A 19,726-nucleotide genomic window follows, 5' to 3' on the forward strand; every position below is an offset into this window, starting at 1 on the left:
AATCCTCCAATACTATAGATTGATTTACAATACGATTATAAAACAAAAGCATGTATAACAGTCAAACACAAAGTATAACAGTTGTATTATCTGAAATAGCCATAGAACATAAGGATATAGTATTGATTTTAAATAAAATATACTTATAATTTTAAGTATAAAGTGATATAACTGTATGTAACACTTATGGAGGATTTTTATATGAATATTAAAATAGACAAGAGTAGTGTGATAACTATAACTCAGCAATTATATGAATTTTTTTCGGATAGAATATTATCTGGACTTTTAAAGGATGGCGAGCAGTTGCCTTCCATTAGGGGGTTGTCAAAAGAATTAAATGTTAGCCCTATGACTATAATTAAGGCATATAGAGAGTTAGAGAAAAATCGATTAGCGATCACAATACAAGGAAAGGGCACTTATGTAAGCCAAAGAAACAATATTGATAAGCTCAATAAGACATCAAATCAAAGAGATCTTCAGTGGCAAATATCTATCCCAGACTATTTATCAAGATCACAATTTCAGTATTCTGCTAATTTAACTTATGCAGATGCCTCATATAATTTGGCGGTGGCATCATTAAATTACAAGCTATTGCCCACAACAACAATTCTAAAGGATTCCTTAAATTTAGATCTAAGTACTATTAAATACCTTGCAAATTATCCACCTGTTCAAGGAGATTATGAATTTAGAGATGTTTTGATGAAATATTTGAAAACAAAAGGGATAAATACTTCAGCAGAAAAAATTTTAATAACTACTGGCTCTCAGCAGGCATTAAGCCTTATCTCTAGTACCTTTATTGGGCCTGGAGATATAGTAGTGATGGAAACTCCCACATATCCTGGGGCAATTGACTTGTTTAAAAGCAGAGGTGCAGTAATTTTGACAGTTCCTGTAGATAATGAAGGAATGAGAACTGATATATTAATGAGTTTATGTGATAAGTACTCTCCTAAAATCATCTATACAATGCCAAATTTTCATAATCCAACTGGATACAGTATGAGTCTTCAACGAAAGGTGGAACTTCTTGACATAGCTAAATATAATAATTGTATCATTGTTGAGGACGATCCTTGGAGTGAGATTTCATATAAAAAAGACAAGATTAAATCACTAAAATCTATGGATACTGACGGGCATGTGATTTATATAAAAGGTTTAAGTAAAATTCTAGGTCCTGCATACAGGCTAGCTAGTATTGTGTCAGAAGGATCAATACTGTCAAGGCTTATAACTGCTAAAGCTAATCATGACCTTGGAACATCAATGTTAAATCAGAAAATAGTTTTAGACTTTATTAAGTCAGATAAAATAACATATTACATAGAAGATTTAAATAAAAAACTTATGAAAAGAAGGGATAAGGTTATTAATATATTAAAAAATAATGCACCTATAGGGGTAAAATGGACTGTTCCTGAGGGAGGAATAAATCTTTGGATTACGCTTCCTAGAAATTTGAATGTAGAAAAACTACTATATCATGCCATAACATCAATGAATATTTCATTTTTACCAGGAACTGTTTGCTACCCTAACCAGGTGGAATTCAACAATCTTAGAATATGCTTTTCATATTTGGAAGAAGAGGATCTTGAGAATATTGTAATAGAGCTTTGCAAGCTGATGAAAGCTGCATTAGAGACTGAAAACAACACTAATTATATACCAATTGTATAGTTTCACTGAATAGGTATGAAAAAATAGTTTAAAATATATGTATTTAGTATAGTTTTTTGATATAATATATCTGTTTGTAGATGATAATATAATGTATTTATATATAACGAAGGAGAGAAAAGTATGGCACAACATTCGTTGTCAAGAACAGAGTTATTAATAGGAAAAGAAGGTTTAGATAAACTAAGCAGCAGTAAGGTAGTGGTACTTGGTATAGGCGGAGTTGGAAGCTATACTGTAGAGGCACTTGCAAGGGCGGGAGTAGGAACATTAATTTTAGTAGATGATGATGCAGTATGTCTTACTAATATAAATAGGCAGATAATTGCGGATTACAGTACTATAGGAAAAGATAAAGTAGAAGTAATGAAGGATAGAATTCTTCAGATTAACAAAAAGTGTAATGTAATTACGCATAAGACATTTATTACAGAAGAAAACATGGGTGAAATTATTTCTGAAGATATTGATTATGTTGTAGATGCAATAGACACTATTTCTTCAAAAATAGCACTGGCGGTTTGGTGTAAGGAGCATAATGTAAGGCTTATAAGCAGTATGGGAACTGGAAATAAGATGGACCCAACACAATTTAAAATTGCTGATTTATACGATACAAAGGTATGCCCATTAGCTAAGGTAATGAGATATGAGCTAAAGAGACGTGGCGTTAATAAACTAAAGGTTTTATATTCTGAGGAGAAGCCATTAAAGCCTAAACTAGAAGAAGTTATAACTTGTAAGGAAGGTTGTGTATGCTCTGGTGGAAGCAGCAGAAGATGCGCATTAAAAAGGCAAATACCAGGTAGTATATCCTTTGTGCCTCCAGTAGCAGGTCTAATTATTGGTGGAGAAGTTATTAAGGATTTAATTGAATATAAAGAGCAATAAAATGCAAAAAGTAGTGATTAAAACTCACTACTTTTTTATTTTTTGAGATAGTTCACTGGGATACAAAGTGTAGTGCAGAAGTAACTATGACTTTTAATTATAGTAGTGATGAATATTATATATTTTACAGTGCTTTTTTATAAGAATATAATAAATATACTTCTAAAAATAAACGATTTCAATGAGTCTATAAAGATATACAAGGGGGTTATTTATATGGATGTTAATTACAAAACATTTACAGCATCAGATGGAGCAGAATTACAATATTGTGATTTAGGAAAAGGAAAGCCTATGGTTTTCGTCCATCCATTTGGGGGATCTATTGAAAAGTCACTTCCTCTTATATTGGAGGAAACAGCAAAAAAGTTTCGAGTAATATGCTTTGATCAGAGAGGCTTTGGTAAGTCACCAGCTTATGGAACTATGAGTGTAAATCAATCAGCTAGAGACTTAAAGGAGTTATTAAACTTTTTAGGCCTTCACAAGCTTTATGCTGTAGGATATTCCATGGGGTCCGCAGTGCTCTATTCTTACGTTGAACAATTTGGTTGCGATAGCTTTGAGAAAATTATACTTGGAGATATGACTCCAAAGCTAGTAAACGAAGATGGCTGGAATAAGGGGCTTTATCAAGGCTGGTATACTAGGGAAAGATATGAAATTGATAAGGCAACTATGAAGAAGGATTTTCGAACTTGGGGACTTTACTTCTATGAACAAGCACTTAATTTACATAATCATGAGCAAGTAAGAGATTTTAAGGTAACACCAGAACTTATGCCTATGATATCAAAATTAATGGGAATTACTGAAGAAATGACAGAGACTATCTTTAATATTGGTGAAGAGGCAAAGAATATTCAAATTGCTTACTGGAATTCTATGTGTGACAATGACTTTCGTGAGGTACTTAAGAAAGTTACTTGCCCTGCTGCAATCCTCTATTCTGAGCCAGGATCTTTATATGACGCTAGAACTGCAAGCTACGTGGCTTCTCAGATGCCTCAGGCTACGGTATATCCTATGATGGGTTGCACTCATGTAACTGGTCAAATTAATCTTGGAAAGAGAGTTGTAGAAATCTTAGCCCAAGAATAGGGAGTTATTAAATTCGTTTATGTTTGTGCTTATAGAATAATTATTAAGTTATATACATTTATATTCATATGCAATTCATCATCACTTTTTGTCATACATCTTATGAATAGTATATATTTTACAAAGAAAGAACTATTAAACTATAATTTACCTATAGGAAAATATATGTATACATATTAAGTCCCAAACACCCTTTTATGTAAATGTTTAAATACAGATAAGTTGCTAACACAACAGAATATTGGACATGCTCTATTAAATTTTTATTAATTAGGAGGCATAGTATGTACTTGTCTTTAAGAAAAGTTATAGATGAAATTAAAATAATCGATGATCACGGTCACCCAGGATTGTTCAAAGCTATTGATGAGCTTGGAATGCCTGAAGATGCTTTATTCCCTTTTAAGGATACGTTTTCAGTACCTAAAGCTCAGAGCTATGGCTTTGATTATCTAGAAGAGCTGCATTATGAAGCCTATGAAAAATTGCATGGCTTTACTAGAGCCGATTTAGATAATCCAGAGAAGCATAAGGAATTAGCAAAAAAGTATGAAAAGCAGCAAGAGAATTTAGGAAGCTTCATGGATGAAGTAATGGAAGCAGCTGGTGTGGAATATTTGATGGTTAACTTGGCAATACCAGAGAGCCTTCAAAATAAGAAGAGTATTGGCTTCATCCCATCGGTAGATGCATTGCTATTTCCTTTTAATAATGAATATATGTTTGGAAAGCCTTTTTCCAAGATATATTTAAAACAGTTTGAGCATTATCTAAAGCTTTATAAGAAAGAGTATAGTTTTACAAAGGAGAATTTTACCTTTGAGGAATATATGAACTTTGCTGATGAAGTATTAGAAGGAATTAAGGAAAAGGGACAATTAGGCTATAAATTCATCTGCGGATATGCAAGAACTACTTATTTTGAGAAGACTGAGTTGGATAATGGGGCTGAGTTATTTAATAAAGCAAAGAATGGTGATACTGAGGCTTATAATTCTTTTCAAAATATGATGGCTTGGTACATCTTCCGTAAAGCAGCTAAGCTTGACATGCCAATTCAGGTGCACATGGCTATGATTGATGGAGATACAGAGAATACTAATCCATTAAATTTTAAAGCGTTAACTATGGATGAGGTAGCATCAAAGACCAAGCTAGTTATACTACACTGTGGGTATCCAAGGTTTGCTGAAACTACTACTTTAATGCTTGCGGCAAAGCTTTTCTCACAAAACAATATGTATATTGATCTATCTGGAAGAGTTATGTTTGGTAATCATCCAAAGGTTATAGCAAAGAATATTCGTAATTGGCTTGACTACCCTTCTTTATGGGGAAAAATCATGTATGGCTCTGATGTGCTTTTAGGTAATAGAGTAATATATACTGCTGCAAAAACAGGAAGAGATGCTGTATATTATGCTCTTGAATCAGCAATAGATGATGGTTTAATAAGTGAACAAACAGCTATTTCAATAGCTAAGGGGATATTAAGAAATAATGCTATAAATGTATATAACCTGCCTTTAGCAAAGGCTTAGTAAAAAGAAGTATTAAAGTTTCAAGGAGGCTAATAAAAAAGCCTCCCATAATATAAAAAGGAGTTAGATTTATGGAACAAGCGAAACAATTAAATAATAGTATTGAAAAAACAGTTATTACTAAGGAAAGATTGATACTTTTAGAAATAGTTATGTTTTTGACCTATGCATTTTTTAGTGCTTCATGGCTTGCTGGTTCAACCTTAACTAAAATGGTTGTAAAAGAATTTGGACTTAACGGAGTTCCAGCATCTATAAATAATGCTATATCAATAGCTAAAATAATTGGAAACTTTCTTGCAGCATGGTTTCTAATGAAGCTTGGTCCAAAGAAGGCATCAGTAATTGCTTCTATATTAATTTCATGCGTATTTTTAGGTGCCTTTACTCACACCTTCCCTATGTTTATTGCTACAAGATTTTTGATGGGTTTTGGTGGAGCTCTATTTGTAGTTTATATGGCTTCATATGTTATGTATTTTGCACCTGCAGATAAGAGAGTTGTTTTTAACGGTATTAATGGTGTAGCTGCTAATGTAGGTAATGGTATAGCTCTGCTTACTCTAACACCAGTTATGAACATGATGGGTACATGGAGAAATACGGTAATGTTCTACGGTGGATGCAGTATAGTACTATTTATCCTATGGATGCTTGTAAGCAAAGATTTTACTATAGCTTCTAAGAATGATACTGTAGCTGAAAAGAAATATTCCTATTTTGATGCTTTAAAGGATCCGTTCTTATATGCTTATGTATTTACTTACATTGGATTATTCATGGTTTTCGTAGTAATGGTTTATTTATTCCCATTAAATCCTTCATTCACTATATCATCTAAAACAGTTACTTTACTATTAGTTTTAGGTAGTGTACTTGCAACTATAGTTGGTACAAACCTAGCAAAAAGACTTCCAGTTGAAAAAGAAATGTGGAGCATTAGGATTTCAGGAATACTATTAACATTAGACTGTGTAGTTTTAGCTATGACTAAGAGTGCATCAGTTGCTATGGCAGCATCCTTCTTATGTGGATTCTTCATGTTTATTTCCGTGGCAACCTTTGCTACACTACCAATGAAGAGAAAAGGAGCAACTGCTGGATCAGTTTCAGTAATAGTGTCCTTGTATTGGTGTCTTTCATATATATTGCAAATGATTTTCTATACAGGAATTGTAAGCGTTGTAAATAATATTGGTTGGTCTACAGCTATTTGGATTATTGCAGCTGGTTCAATAACCTGGTTCTTAGGTAGTTTCTTGCTTCAGCCTTTCTTTAAGAAAGACTAATTAGTAGTCAATAATAGAGTGTTGGCATTAGGGTTCAACACTCTATTTTATTTTAGTTAAAATGGTATTGAAAAATAAACCCCCATGAATTTCCCGTTCATGGGGGTTAGCAACATTCTGAAAATTTGAAAATTTGATAAAAGTATTTTAAAATGGAGGTAGTTAAATTTATGGGGAGTGGGAGTATGACTATTAATCAATTGAGATATTTTATAGAAGTTGCACGGTGTCAAAGCTTTACCCATGCAGCAAATGAATTGTTTATAAGCCAGTCAGCTTTGAGTAAAACAATCAAGCTGCTTGAAAAAGAACTAAGTGTAGAGCTAATTGACAGAAGCAGTAAGGGTTTCAAGTTAACACATGAAGGACGAGTATTGCAGGAAAACGGAGAGAGAGCAATAGAAATAATAGAAAAGCAGCTTAATGAATTGTATGACAGCATAAGCCTGCAAAAAGGAAAAATTACTGTAGGAATTCCTCCTGTTATTGGAACTGCATATTTCACCCAAATAATCTACAGCTTTAGAAATAAATATCCTGATATTGAGCTCATAATTTTAGAGGAAGGGGCTAACACAGTCAAAAATAAAGTCCAAACTGGAGAAATTGATGTTGGTGTGGTTATATTACCCTTTGTCGGAGATGAATTTAATATTACACCGGTTATATCTTCAAAAAATATATTACTGGTTCATGAAACGCATGAGTTTGCCCATAGAAAATCAGTAAGATTTAATGAATTGGAAAAGGAGAAATTCATATCTTTGAATAAAACCTTTATGCTGCACGATAGAATTGTGGAAATATGCCACAATATAGGATTTCAGCCCAATATTATATGTGAAAGCTCTCAATGGGACTTTGTTGCTGAAATGGTCTCTCTAAACCAAGGGGTTGCTATATTACCAAAGCCCATACTTGCTAAGTATCATGACGACAAAGTAAAGTTAATTGATTTGGAAGAGCCGGAGTTTCCTTGGAACATAGCTGTAATAATACATAAGAACAAATATATCTCTACACCAATAAAATTATTCCTAGAATTGGTGAAGGAGGAAGGACTAAAAATGGTTTAAGTCTATGCTTTTTATTCATAGACTTAATGAATTTTATCTATTTTACTATTTAAACTTTGACCAATATAATAAAAGTACATTAAGGAATGCTAAACGTGAGTTATCCATATAATGGACTTTATGCATAAAGAGATATAATCTATACTTCGTTTCATTTTGCCGGCAGAGTATTGTTAATAATGTAAAATGATTTAACGGAAGGAGATTAAATTAATTGAATAATAGCGAAATATTTATTGGTCAAAAGTTTTCTTTAAATAAACTTGTAACTAATGAAGACGTTTTAATGTTTTCAGAAGTTACAGGTGATAAAAATCCTCTTCATTTAGATGATGAGTACGCAAAGACTACTATGTTCGGTGAGAGAATTGCCCACGGTATGATTAGTGCTGGTGTAATTTCAGGAGCTATTGGTATGCATTTACCTGGACAAGGAACAACCTATTTATCCCAAGATTTAGCTTTTAAGAAACCAGTTAAAATTGGAGATACTATACAGGTAAATCTTGAGATATCAGAGGTAATCCACAAGAGCAAATTTGACATAGTAGTAATAAAAACAACCTGCTTAAATAACAATGGTGATGTTGTTGTAGATGGATTTGCTAAGGTAATTCCACCAAAAGGCATGGCGGTGATAGAAGCATGAAGAAACTTATTAGTGTAAATGAAGCTTGTAGGTTAATTAAAGATGGAGATACTGTAGGTATAAACGGATTTGCCTTTGGTTTTGGCTTTCCCGAAGAGGTTTGTAATGCTTTAGACAAACGTTTTAATGAAGAACAGCACCCTAAGAATTTAACTTTAGTGTTTGGTTCAGGATGCGGAGATTCAGGAAAGAGCAGCTTTGGTCTAGATCATTTTGCTCATGAGGGTATGGTTAAGAGAATTATAGGTGGACATGTAGGTCTTGCTGCAAAGTTAAGCAGTATGATAAATGAAAATAAGATAGAAGCATATAATTTTCCTCAAGGTGTACTTACTCACTTATTCAGAGAAACAGCGGGTGGAAGACCTGGAGTCATTACTCATGTAGGTTTAGAGACCTTTGCTGATCCTAGAGTTGAAGGGGCGAAGATGAATACAAAGGCAACTGAGGCCCTAGTATCACTGGTTTCAATAGACGAAGAGGAAAAACTATTTTATAAATCAATTCCCTTGCAGGTTGCATTAATAAGGGGTACAACAGCTGATGAGTTTGGCAATATTACCATAGAAAAAGAAGGGGTGCTTTTAGAAACTCTTCATATAGCTCAAGCAGCAAAAAATTCAGGTGGAATTGTAATAGCTCAGGTTGAGAGAATTGCTGCAAGTGGAACACTAAAACCTCTGGATGTTGTGATTCCAGGCATAATGGTTGACTATGTGGTACTTGCAGACAAGGATAATCATAAGATGAATTCAGGAAATATGTACGATCCTTCATATACAGGAGAAGTTAAGGTTCCAGTAGACCAAATTCCACCAATGTCTTTAAATGTTAGAAAGGTAATTGCTAAGAGATGTGCTATGGAGCTGGAATTAGATACAACTATTAATCTAGGAATTGGTGTACCTGAAGGGGTTGCAGCAATTGCTTTAGAAGAAGGAATTAGTAATCGTTTAACTATGACAATAGAAGCAGGTTCTATTGGGGGAGTTCCTGGCTCTGGGTGTAATTTAGGAGCAGCAGCTAATGTTGAAGCTATTATAGGACAGCCAAATATATTTGATTATTACGATGGTGGAGGTCTTGATTTAGCCTATTTAGGACTAGCTCAGGCAGATAAAAACGGTAATATCAATGTAAGTAAGTTCAATGGAAGAATGGTTGGCTGCGGCGGCTTTGTTAATATATCTCAGAATACCAAGAAGGTTATTTTCTGCGGTACCTTTACTGCAGGAAAATCCAATATTGAAGTAGTTAATAACACACTTAACATAATTAAAGATGGAGACTTTCTAAAGTTCGTTGATACTGTAGAGCAGATTACTTTTAGTGGAAGCTATGCAAATAAAACAGGACAGGAAGTTTTATATATAACTGAAAGAGCTGTATTCAAGCTTACAGCTAAAGGGTTAGAGCTAATAGAAATAGCTCCTGGCATCGATTTAGAAGAGCATATATTGAGCAAAATGGAGTTTAAGCCTATGATTTCAGAAAATTTGAAGCTGATGGATGCAAGGATATTTAGCAATGACTCCTTAGAACTAGCTAGTGCTCTTCAAGAGTGTCAGCTTGGAGCGTAAGTCAGGTAACTATTTAAGAGTTTAAGTAATAAGGGATATAAGGAAGAAATAATCACTTATATCCTTTTATCTTGGACATATTTTGAATAGTTAATTTTTAAATATGAAATAGCCAGTATTAAATGGTATTTTTAAAATATTGAAATTTTGGAGGATAAAAGATGGTGGAAGTGGTAATTGCTAGTGCTGTAAGGACTCCTGTAGGAGCTTTTGGAGGAAGTCTTAAGGATATACCTGCAGTTGATTTAGGTGCTTTGGTTATTAAGGAAGCAGTAAATAGAGCGGGGATAAAGCCGGAAGCAGTAGATGAGGTTTTAATGGGAAATGTTGTACAAGCTGGACTTGGACAAAACGTTGCAAGGCAGTGCACTCTTAAGGCAGGCCTGCCTGAGGAAGTTCCTGCAATGACAATTAATATGGTATGTGGTTCAGGGCTTAGAACGGTATCCCTTGCAGCGCAGCTAATAATAGCTGGTGATGCTGATGTGGTGGTTGCTGGAGGTACTGAAAACATGTCTCAAGGACCCTATGTATTGAAGAATGCAAGATGGGGACAAAGAATGGGCGATGGGAAATTGATAGATTCCATGGTAAATGATGCGTTAACAGATGCCTTTAGCGGAGTTCACATGGGAATAACTGCCGAAAATATAGCAGAAAAATGGGGCATTACAAGAGAAGATCAGGACAAATTTGCTTTAAACTCACAAAATAAGGCGGAAGCTGCTATTAAATCAGGTAGATTTGTGGATGAGATAGTCAGTGTTGAAATTCCCCAAAGGAAAGGTGAACCTAAAATCTTTGACACTGACGAGTTCCCAAGGTTCGGAACTACAATTGAGGCACTTTCAAAATTAAGACCAGCCTTCAAGAAGGATGGTACTGTAACAGCAGGAAATGCTTCAGGAATTAATGACGGAGCTGCAGCATTAGTAATAATGAGCGCTGCTAAGGCAAAAGAGCTTGGAGTTAAGCCTATGGCAAAAATATTATCTTATGGCTCCAAGGGTCTGGATCCTTCCATAATGGGTTATGGTCCTTTCCATGCAACTAAGAGAGCATTAGATAAAATAAATATGAAGGTAGAAGAGCTTGACCTTATAGAATCAAATGAGGCCTTTGCAGCTCAGAGTATAGCTGTTGCAAGGGATTTAAAATTTGATATGAATAAGGTAAATGTTAATGGTGGTGCAATAGCAATAGGACATCCTGTTGGAGCCTCAGGGGCGAGAATACTTGTATCCTTACTTTACGAAATGGAAAAGAGAGATGCTAAGAAAGGCCTAGCTACTCTATGCATAGGTGGAGGAATGGGAACAGCTCTTGTGGTAGAAAGGGAGTAAAAGAAAAAAGCTATTGAGCTCGGTCAATAGCTTTTTCTTATATAGTTGTAAGCACACTTTTGGGGGGAATAAAAATGGAGTTTAAGAATGTAATTCTAGAAAAAGAAGGCAATGTTGCAGTGGTTACTATCAATAGGCCATATGGCCTAAATGCATTAAATAGTGAAACACTTATAGAGTTAAATGGGGTTATAGATGAGCTTGAAGCTGATGATACCATATATGCAGTAATTCTTACAGGTGCGGGAGATAAGGCCTTTGTTGCTGGAGCAGATATTACTGAGATGAAGAATTTATCAGTAGCTGAAGCTAGAAGATTTTCAAGGCTTGGAAATTTAGCTTTTAGAAGATTAGAAGCACTTGAAAAGCCAGTTATTGCAGCTGTAGGAGGCTTTGCACTAGGCGGCGGCTGTGAGCTTTCACTAGCTTGCGATATTAGAATAGCTTCAGAAAAAGCTAAATTTGGACAACCAGAAACAGGTTTAGGAATAACGCCTGGATTTGGAGGAACACAAAGATTAGCAAGAACTATAGGCTTAGGAATGGCAAAGGAGCTTATTTATTCAGCAAAGGTAATAAAGGCAGATGAAGCTCTTAGAATAGGACTTGTGAATAGAGTTGTGGCACCTGAAATGCTTCTAGATGAGGCAAAGGCTTTGGCTAGCACAATTGCAAAGCAGGCTCCTATAGCTGTTAAGCTTAGTAAAGCTGCAATTAATATGGGAATGCAGATGGACATTGATACAGCTATAAATTATGAAGCTGAAATCTTTGGAGAATGCTTTGCTTCAGAGGATCAAAAGGAAGGTATGACTGCTTTTTTAGAAAAGAGAACAGAGAAAAACTTTAAGAATAAGTAGAAAATATAGGAGGTCAACAAATGAATTTTGCTTTAACTAAGGAACAACAATTAGTAAGACAAATGGTTAGAGAATTTGCAATCAATGAAGTAGCACCAATTGCTGCAGAAATTGATGAGACAGAAAGATTTCCCATGGAAAATGTGCAGAAGATGGCTAAATACGGTATCCTAGGCTTGCCTTTTTCAAAGGAATATAATGGAGCTGGTGGAGACACCTTATCATATATTTTAGCTGTTGAAGAACTTTCAAAGGTGTGTGCATCCACAGGAGTTATACTTTCAGCACATGTATCACTATGTGCATCACTTATAGAGAGCTTTGGTAACTCACAGCAAAAGGAAAAATATCTAAAACCACTTTCTAGAGGTGAAAAAATAGGTGCTTATGGATTAACTGAACCAAATGCTGGAACAGATGCTGCTGGACAGCAGACTACTGCAGTTTTAAAGGGAGACCACTATGTTTTAAATGGTTCAAAAATATTTATAACTAATGGTGGAGTAGCAGATATATTTATTATATTTGCTATGACAGACCGCACTAAGGGAACTAAGGGAATCAGTGCTTTTATAGTAGAAAAAAGTTTTCCAGGCTTCTCTATAGGGAAGGTAGAAAACAAGCTAGGAATAAGAGCATCATCAACTACAGAGTTAATTATGGAAAACTGTATAGTACCAAAGGAAAATCTAATTGGAATTGAAGGAAAGGGCTTTGGCATAGCTATGAAAACCCTGGATGGGGGGAGAATAGGTATAGCTGCTCAGGCTTTAGGAATAGCTGAAGGCGCTTTAGAGGCCGCTACAAACTACATGAAGGAGAGAAAGCAGTTTAATAAGCCTTTATCAGCATTTCAGGGACTACAATGGATGGTAGCGGATATGGATTGTAAGATAGAAGCAGCAAGATACCTTGTATACAAGGCTGCATGGCTAAAGGATCAAAAGCTCCCCTATTCGGTAGAGGCTGCAAGAGCTAAGCTTATGGCTGCAGAAGCTGCAATGGAAGTAACCACAAAGGCAGTTCAAATCTTTGGGGGTTATGGGTACACCAAGGAATATCCAGTAGAAAGAATGATGAGAGATGCTAAGATAACCGAAATCTATGAAGGAACTTCACAGGTTCAAAAGATGGTTATCTCAAGCAGTATCTTGAAATAGGAGGCAAGCTAATGAATATTATAGTATGTTTAAAGCAAGTACCGGACACTACAGTAGTTAAGATAGATCCAAAAACTAATACTCTAATAAGAGAAGGAGTACCTTCAATTATAAACCCAGAGGATAAGAATGCTCTAGAAGAGGCTTTAGTACTTAAAGATAATTACGGAGCTCATATTACAGTAATAAGCATGGGACCTCCACAGGCTAAGGATTCTTTAAGAGAGGCATTAGCTATGGGTGCGGATGAAGCCATACTTATAACTGACAGGGCCTTTGCAGGAGCTGATACATTAGCCACTTCTAAGGCATTAGCGGGAGCTATTAAAAAAATAGGTAAGTATGACATTATATTTGCAGGAAGGCAGGCAATAGATGGAGATACTGCTCAAGTAGGACCAGAAATAGCAGAGCATCTAAATATTCCTCAGGTAACTTACGTTCAGAAGGTTAAAAAGGAAGAGGACTATCTTCTAGTAACTAGGGCGCTAGAGGATGGCTATGAAATAATAAAAGTAAACACCCCGGTATTATTAACAGCTATCAAGGAATTAAATACTCCAAGATACATGAATGCAAGATTGATATTTGAATCTGCAAATAATGAAATAAAAATTATGACTGCTGATGATATAAATGTGGACAAGAAAGAGCTTGGGCTTTCTGGCTCACCTACAAAGGTTAAAAAGTCAATGACAAAGGAAGCAAAGACTCAAGGAGAAATTGTTAACTTGCCTGTTCAAGAAGCAGTAAAATACATGTTGAAAAAGATGAAAGAGAAGCACTACATCTAAGCTAAGGAGGAAAAAGGTCTAAATGACCTTTTTCGGGTAATCTGCCGATGGGAATCGGCATGAATAGATTACCCTGTGTTTTCGAATGAAAGGAGAAAAAAATTATGAACATAGCTGATTACAAAGGCGTTTGGGTTTTTGCAGAGCAGAGAGAGGGTGAACTGCAAAAGGTATCCTTAGAGCTTTTAGGAGAAGGAAGAAAAATAGCCGATAAGATAGGAGTAAAGCTTACAGCAATTTTGATTGGTGAAAAGGTAGAAGGATTATCAAAGGATTTAATACAGTATGGAGCTGATGAAGTTTTAGTGGCAGAGCATCCATTGCTTGCCCGCTATACTACCGATGGTTATACAAGGGTTATCTGCGATCTTGTTAATGAAAGAAAACCAGAGATTATATTTATTGGAGCAAGCTTTATAGGGAGAGATTTAGGACCTAGAGTTGCTGGCAGAATAGGAACTGGACTAACAGCAGATTGTACAGCTCTAGATGTTGATAGTGAAAGCAAGTTCTTATTGGCTACAAGACCAGCTTTTGGAGGAAATATCATGGCTACAATAGCATGTGAGGCTCACAGGCCGCAGATGGCTACTGTAAGACCTGGTGTGTTTGAAAAGGTAAAAGATGAGTCAAAACATGGGAATGTAGAAAAAGTAAAGGTAAACCTTGCAGCAGCAGATATAAGAACTCAGGTTATAGATGTACACAAGGAATTAAAGGAAATTGCTGATATTGCTGAAGCAAATATCATTGTTTCAGGCGGCAGAGGTATAGGAAATAAGGAAGGCTTTAAGCTTCTAGAGGATCTTGCTGAAGTTATGGGAGGTACTGTGGGAGCTTCGAGAGCGGCTGTTGAAAACGGATGGAGAGAAAGAGATTATCAAGTTGGGCAAACAGGAAAGACTGTTAGACCTACAGTATATATAGCTTGCGGTATATCCGGCCAAATTCAGCATCTAGCAGGCATGCAGGATTCAGATTATATAATAGCTATTAACAAAGATGAAAGTGCTCCAATAATGAAGGTAGCTGATGTAGCTATTGTTGGAGATCTAAATAAGATAATTCCAGAGATCATTGTTCAGGTAAAAGCTATGAAGGAAGATAATTAGTAGGAGGGATACTATGGAAAAGATTTTTGTTTTAGGCGCAGGTACCATGGGAGCTGGAATAGCGCAGGTATTTGCTCAAAATGGTTATGAGGTAGTTTTAAGAGATATAAAGGATGAGTTTGTTCAAAGAGGAATCGATGGAATAAATAGAGGTCTTGGAAGACTTGTGGCAAAGGGAAAAATCACAGAAGAAGATAAGAATGCCGTTATGGCAAGAATAGCAGGTACAACTGATTTGAGCCTTGCAGCGGACTGTGATTTAGTTGTGGAAGCAGCAGTAGAAAACATGAATATCAAAAAGGAAATCTTTGCGGAGCTTGATAAAATATGCAAGGAAGAAACTATATTAGCTACAAATACTTCATCTCTTTCTATTACTGAAATTGCAGCAGCTACAAACAGACCTGACAAAGTTATTGGAATGCACTTTTTTAATCCAGTACCAGTTATGAAGCTTGTAGAGATTATTAGAGGAATGGCTACGGCACAAGATGCCTTTGAGAAGGTAAGAGATTTATCACTAGGGGTTAAAAAAGATCCTGTTGAAGTAGCAGAAGCACCAGGGTTTGTGGTTAATAGAATACTTATACCAATGGTAAATGAAGCTTTTGGAATTCTTGCAGAGGGAATTGCTAGTGCAGAAGATATAGACAAGTCAATGATGCTTGGGGCAAATCATCCAATGGGGCCTTTAGCTTTAGGAGATTTAATTGGTATAGATGTTTGTCTAGCAATCATGGATATTCTATATAAGGAAACAGGAGATACTAAATACAGAGCTCACAGCTTGATGAGAAAATATGTTAGAGCAGGCTGGCTAGGAAGAAAAACTAAGAAGGGGGTTTATGATTACAGCAAATAAAAAGCTATAATTAGTTTAATGCTAGGTATGCTTTTGAGTAGTATATGTTAGAACTTTTGGTTAATGGTTAAAATGGTTTAAAATATTAAAGTAATTAATTTGGAGAAATAATATATAAGAAAAGTACACACATTTTATATCAAAAAAGCATAGATGGCACATTTACTGTGGACATCTATGCTTGCTTTTTTATGATAAGTTTCACCGGTCAGTACACTCGAGTTTTTCATGAAATACTTCATATACAAACCTATGTATAATCTCTATTTTGATGAACTATTAAATTCTACATTAATATCATACTTTTCCTGAGTTTCACTTTGAATAATACCCTCAATTAGTTTTTTTATGGTGTCGCTAGAGGTAGTTAAGGCTTGTTTATATAAGTCCTGTTCACCCATCTTAGTAATCATCTTTTCTTTAACGTTTGAACGTATTACTTGGTATTCAGCAGGACTCAATTTTAGTTCTCCAAAGCGAAATAAACCCTTTTGAGTATCTTCATATTTTGTTTTATCTTCATTAATAGAAACATCCTTTACTACTGGAGAAGGAACCTTTGCTGTTATTTTTTTAGTTTTGGTATCAATGTCTATATTATTATTATTGAGACTTGAAAGGTCTATGGTATAGATACCAGTACCGCTGAAATCAATATTTTGTATCTTTTTAAATATGGGTAAATTGCCCCAGCTATCATCAACGGATATTTGTTCGGTCATTTCCATTTCCAGGGTAATTAGTTCTTGTTTCTTTTGAATTTGATTTATTAGAGCTTCCCTAGTAATAAACTTTTTGTTAGTATTCTGAACATTCGGTACAACCCAGGTTTCTTTTGCTTTATTTGGCTTTATAAAAAAGTTATAAGATAAGTAGAAACCAAGGGAGATACATACTACAATAAGTATTATAGTTCTCTTCTTTATTATTCTCATAGATTCATCTGCAGTAGTAACTGCGACCCCCATCCATTTTATTATTTAGTATACCTGATTAACAAATGCATATAATGAAGGATAAACATTAAGGCTGCTCATTAGATTGATATACTCATCCATAGCGTCAGGATTTTCATCCTTCACCTTTAAAGCTCTTATCATAAGATTTTTAGGAGTTTCCAGTGGTGAGATATATTCTACTACGGAAACCTCATAACCTTTGGCTTCCAGAAGCATTGAACGCATTCCATCCGTAATTGCATCCGCCATTCTTGCTTTAAGTATACCATGTTTCAATATGCCTTTAAAAGGCTCGTAGGAATATTGATTTAATAGCTCTCTATGGCAGCAAGGTACTGCAATGATTACATCGGATTCTACTCTTATTCCAAGTGCTATAGCCATATCTGTAGCTGTATCACAGGCATGAAGTGAAATTACCACATGGATTTTTTTATCTGGAGTATAGTCATGTATGTCCATAGCGTGGAATTCCATGTTTCTATATCCAAGATTAGCGGCCATCTTTTTAGAAGCTTCAATAACACCTTCAGAGTAATCTAAACCTATAAAATGGCACTTTCTCTTTTTAACTTCAGTTAGATAGTAATTAAGTACAAAGGTCAAATAGGACTTTCCACAGCCGCAATCAAGTATATTAATAACTTGATTTTGAGGAAGCTTTTCTAAAACCCCTTCAAGCAATTCTACATAGTGATCAATTTGATTGTATTTTCTTATCTTATCATTTTTAATTTTGCCTTCCTTGCTCATAATACCTATTTCTTTAAGTAGAGCATCAGCTTTTCCTACTTTAATATAGTAATCTCTATTTAAAAGAGTTGAAGTTTCGCCCAAGTTGTGAATAGCTTTAGCTGAATAGGACTTATTGTTATCTTCTAAGCTTGGTTCATCCTTTGCTTCAGTAGTGGTAGTTTTAACATTTTTATTGTCAGCTGTAATAATTACATCTGTACCTCTTTCCTTATATATAATAGATAAGGCTTCATATTTTTCAGCATCTTTTAATATTTTTTCTACGACACCATCAAAATCCAAGAGCTCAGTTTTTCCACTGATGTTATATTTGATTTTGCCATTTTCAAAGCTTCCAACACCTTTAAAATCTTTTAAACCAGCAGCAAAAGTAATATATATGCCTTTGAAAATATTTTGATTTTCTAAAAATCTGCTTTTTAACCCAGTTAAAAATAGGCTCAATTTATTAATGCTTTGCTTATTCATTCTTACACATCCTTTATTAATCCAACTTATTATATCAATAATATAAACATAATATGAAAGTAATATCAATATTTTTATAAAAACATCTATGATATAATATAAATAGATTGGAGTGGTGGACTTAATGAAGGAAAAAATACAAAATAGCAATCTATTTATTATTGTGTTTGTTTTCGCAATAATGCTTATGAACGCTGCTGCTGAAAATGTAAGGGGCGTTTTTATTCCGCTTTTTAAGAGGGACTTTTTAGTCAATAATACTGAAATAGGATTTATGCTTATGATATCCTCAGCAGCATATATCGCTTTTTCATATATAGGAGGGATTCTCTGCGAGAAGGTTGGACAAAAGAAAGTATTCTTCTTAGGACTTGCATCTATGGTAGCATCTTTAACTATATTATCCTTTGCTCGTAGTTTCTTTATTACGCTTGTTGGAATGTTTATTATGAATATGGGGCTTTCACTAGTATCTATAGCAATTAATACTCTAGTTCCAGTTCTGTTTTTAAGCTTTCAGGCAGTAATTATGAATCTTACTCACTTCTGTTATGGGGTTGGCTCTACAGTTACGCAAAGAACTGCAGGTATCCTTGTATTTAATGGAGTAGACTGGAGAAAAATTTATTCCGTAGAGGCAGTTTTATTTTTTGTACTGCTGATATTATTAACATTTGTGAAGATCCCCATATACAATAAAGAAAAGACTAATACTTCAACTAAAAGTATGGATATCTTAAAAAATAAAGTAGTTTACTTTTATATGGCAGCACTAGGCTTTTATGTGTTTGCAGAAACATCTACGGGTAACTGGCTGGTAAATTACATAGAAAAGATATACAGCTATGATAAAAGCAAAAGCTCCTTTTATCTTGCTCTATTCTTTGGAGTGTTTTCTGTAGGAAGACTTATTGGAGGATTTATAGTTGAAAAACTAGGATATATTAGAACGGTACTAATATTTCTAATAACGGCCTTTATATTATATATTTCAGGACTTCTAATTGGAGAAAACGGACTCATTATAATTTCTATATCAGGATTTTTCTTTTCTGTAGCCTTTCCCACTATAGTCCTAACAATAAGCAGGGTATTTAAAGAGAGCGCAGCTTATACAACGGGTATAATTATAACAGCTAGTTCTACAATAAACATGTTGTTAAGCCTAGGTATGGGATATCTAAATGATAAGATAGGTGTTCAGTCAGCGTTTTATGTTATTCCCGTAAGTCTTTTCATAAGCATTTTATTTATTGCATTTATACATAAAAATACTAAGTCAGTTTTACAATAGTGTGTTTAATAATTAGGAGTGAACATAGATGTCAAATTCAAGAAGCGTTACATTGTCTTTAGCTGGTGGCAGTGATAGTGAATATATAATAAGAGATAAGGCTGGAATCACAATAGGTAGAGTCTTTATTATAGAAATGTCAAAAGTGGATGAGCACTGCTGCTTTAGAATTAAACTTTATAGAGCAGGAAAAGAAAGTCATGAGTATATAAAGGATTCTCTTATGCTTATGCTGTTATCTTTATTTAAAAACATGAAAGTGAATAAGGTTAGTGTAATTACTGATGAAGATATAA

At 34.7% G+C, this 19,726-nt stretch carries 18 protein-coding genes (1 of these 18 cut by a window edge); 16 read left to right on the forward strand and 2 right to left on the reverse strand.

Features of this window, described 5'->3' with window-relative positions:
• Window positions 1-201: 201 nt before the first annotated feature.
• The 14 genes from pdxR to bsdE14_RS10315 all read left to right on the forward strand — a co-directional run bounded on the left by pdxR (window position 202) and on the right by bsdE14_RS10315 (window position 15,953).
• Window positions 202-1,695 (forward strand): MocR-like pyridoxine biosynthesis transcription factor PdxR, encoded by a 1,494-nt coding sequence (gene pdxR / locus bsdE14_RS10250; RefSeq protein WP_264849829.1) that lies wholly within the window; start codon window positions 202-204, stop codon window positions 1,693-1,695.
• Window positions 1,696-1,818: 123 nt separating this feature from the next.
• Complete coding sequence (locus bsdE14_RS10255; RefSeq protein WP_264849830.1) at window positions 1,819-2,586, forward strand: tRNA threonylcarbamoyladenosine dehydratase; 768 nt, start codon at window positions 1,819-1,821, stop codon at window positions 2,584-2,586.
• Between the two features lie 216 nt (window positions 2,587-2,802).
• Window positions 2,803-3,687 (forward strand): alpha/beta fold hydrolase, encoded by an 885-nt coding sequence (locus bsdE14_RS10260; RefSeq protein ID WP_264849831.1) that lies wholly within the window; start codon window positions 2,803-2,805, stop codon window positions 3,685-3,687.
• Window positions 3,688-3,971: 284 nt separating this feature from the next.
• Window positions 3,972-5,228, forward strand: coding sequence for an amidohydrolase (locus bsdE14_RS10265; RefSeq protein WP_264849832.1), 1,257 nt, complete (start codon window positions 3,972-3,974; stop codon window positions 5,226-5,228).
• Window positions 5,229-5,299: 71 nt separating this feature from the next.
• Window positions 5,300-6,517, forward strand: coding sequence for an MFS transporter (locus bsdE14_RS10270; RefSeq protein WP_264849833.1), 1,218 nt, complete (start codon window positions 5,300-5,302; stop codon window positions 6,515-6,517).
• A gap of 170 nt (window positions 6,518-6,687) precedes the next feature.
• Window positions 6,688-7,593 (forward strand): LysR family transcriptional regulator, encoded by a 906-nt coding sequence (locus bsdE14_RS10275; protein WP_264849834.1) that lies wholly within the window; start codon window positions 6,688-6,690, stop codon window positions 7,591-7,593.
• A gap of 214 nt (window positions 7,594-7,807) precedes the next feature.
• Window positions 7,808-8,242 (forward strand): MaoC family dehydratase, encoded by a 435-nt coding sequence (locus tag bsdE14_RS10280; RefSeq protein ID WP_264849835.1) that lies wholly within the window; start codon window positions 7,808-7,810, stop codon window positions 8,240-8,242.
• Window positions 8,239-9,822 (forward strand): acyl CoA:acetate/3-ketoacid CoA transferase, encoded by a 1,584-nt coding sequence (locus bsdE14_RS10285; RefSeq protein WP_264849836.1) that lies wholly within the window; start codon window positions 8,239-8,241, stop codon window positions 9,820-9,822. The genes bsdE14_RS10280 and bsdE14_RS10285 overlap by 4 nt, the downstream gene beginning before the upstream one ends.
• A 161-nt stretch (window positions 9,823-9,983) precedes the next feature.
• Window positions 9,984-11,165 carry an acetyl-CoA C-acetyltransferase gene (locus bsdE14_RS10290; RefSeq protein WP_264849837.1) on the forward strand — a complete coding sequence of 394 codons (1,182 nt, stop codon included), beginning with the start codon at window positions 9,984-9,986 and terminating at the stop codon, window positions 11,163-11,165.
• 74 nt (window positions 11,166-11,239) lie between these two features.
• A complete protein-coding gene (locus bsdE14_RS10295; protein WP_264849838.1) occupies window positions 11,240-12,025 on the forward strand; it encodes a short-chain-enoyl-CoA hydratase in 786 nt (261 codons plus the stop codon).
• A gap of 20 nt (window positions 12,026-12,045) precedes the next feature.
• Window positions 12,046-13,185, forward strand: a complete 1,140-nt coding sequence (locus bsdE14_RS10300) for an acyl-CoA dehydrogenase (RefSeq protein WP_264849839.1) — start codon at window positions 12,046-12,048, stop codon at window positions 13,183-13,185.
• An 11-nt stretch (window positions 13,186-13,196) separates the two neighbouring features.
• A complete protein-coding gene (locus bsdE14_RS10305) occupies window positions 13,197-13,979 on the forward strand; it encodes an electron transfer flavoprotein subunit beta/FixA family protein (RefSeq protein WP_264849840.1) in 783 nt (260 codons plus the stop codon).
• A gap of 104 nt (window positions 13,980-14,083) precedes the next feature.
• Window positions 14,084-15,091 (forward strand): electron transfer flavoprotein subunit alpha/FixB family protein, encoded by a 1,008-nt coding sequence (locus tag bsdE14_RS10310; protein ID WP_264849841.1) that lies wholly within the window; start codon window positions 14,084-14,086, stop codon window positions 15,089-15,091.
• 13 nt (window positions 15,092-15,104) lie between these two features.
• The gene (locus tag bsdE14_RS10315; RefSeq protein WP_264849842.1) at window positions 15,105-15,953 is read left to right on the forward strand and encodes a 3-hydroxybutyryl-CoA dehydrogenase; all 849 of its coding nucleotides are present in this window, start codon (window positions 15,105-15,107) and stop codon (window positions 15,951-15,953) included.
• Window positions 15,954-16,216: 263 nt separating this feature from the next.
• On the opposite strand, the gene bsdE14_RS10320 is transcribed toward bsdE14_RS10315, so the two are convergent.
• Together bsdE14_RS10320 and bsdE14_RS10325 are read right to left on the reverse strand one after the other, a co-directional pair.
• The gene (locus tag bsdE14_RS10320) at window positions 16,217-16,921 is read right to left on the reverse strand and encodes a DUF4230 domain-containing protein (protein WP_264849843.1); all 705 of its coding nucleotides are present in this window, start codon (window positions 16,919-16,921) and stop codon (window positions 16,217-16,219) included.
• A gap of 12 nt (window positions 16,922-16,933) precedes the next feature.
• Window positions 16,934-18,136 carry a class I SAM-dependent methyltransferase gene (locus bsdE14_RS10325; RefSeq protein ID WP_264849844.1) on the reverse strand — a complete coding sequence of 401 codons (1,203 nt, stop codon included), beginning with the start codon at window positions 18,134-18,136 and terminating at the stop codon, window positions 16,934-16,936.
• A 124-nt stretch (window positions 18,137-18,260) separates the two neighbouring features.
• Between bsdE14_RS10325 and bsdE14_RS10330 the strand changes: the two genes are divergently transcribed.
• Both bsdE14_RS10330 and bsdE14_RS10335 read left to right on the forward strand, forming a co-directional pair.
• The gene (locus bsdE14_RS10330) at window positions 18,261-19,430 is read left to right on the forward strand and encodes an MFS transporter (RefSeq protein ID WP_264849845.1); all 1,170 of its coding nucleotides are present in this window, start codon (window positions 18,261-18,263) and stop codon (window positions 19,428-19,430) included.
• Window positions 19,431-19,458: 28 nt separating this feature from the next.
• Window positions 19,459-19,726, forward strand: partial view of a GNAT family N-acetyltransferase gene (locus bsdE14_RS10335; protein WP_264849846.1) — the beginning only. 674 nt of this gene lie beyond the right edge of the window; only the first 268 of its 942 coding nucleotides appear in the window; it begins with the start codon at window positions 19,459-19,461; its stop codon lies off the right edge, out of view.

Origin of the sequence: Clostridium omnivorum, from assembly GCF_026012015.1 — a bacterium.
GTDB lineage: Bacteria > Bacillota > Clostridia > Clostridiales > Clostridiaceae > Clostridium_AX > Clostridium_AX omnivorum.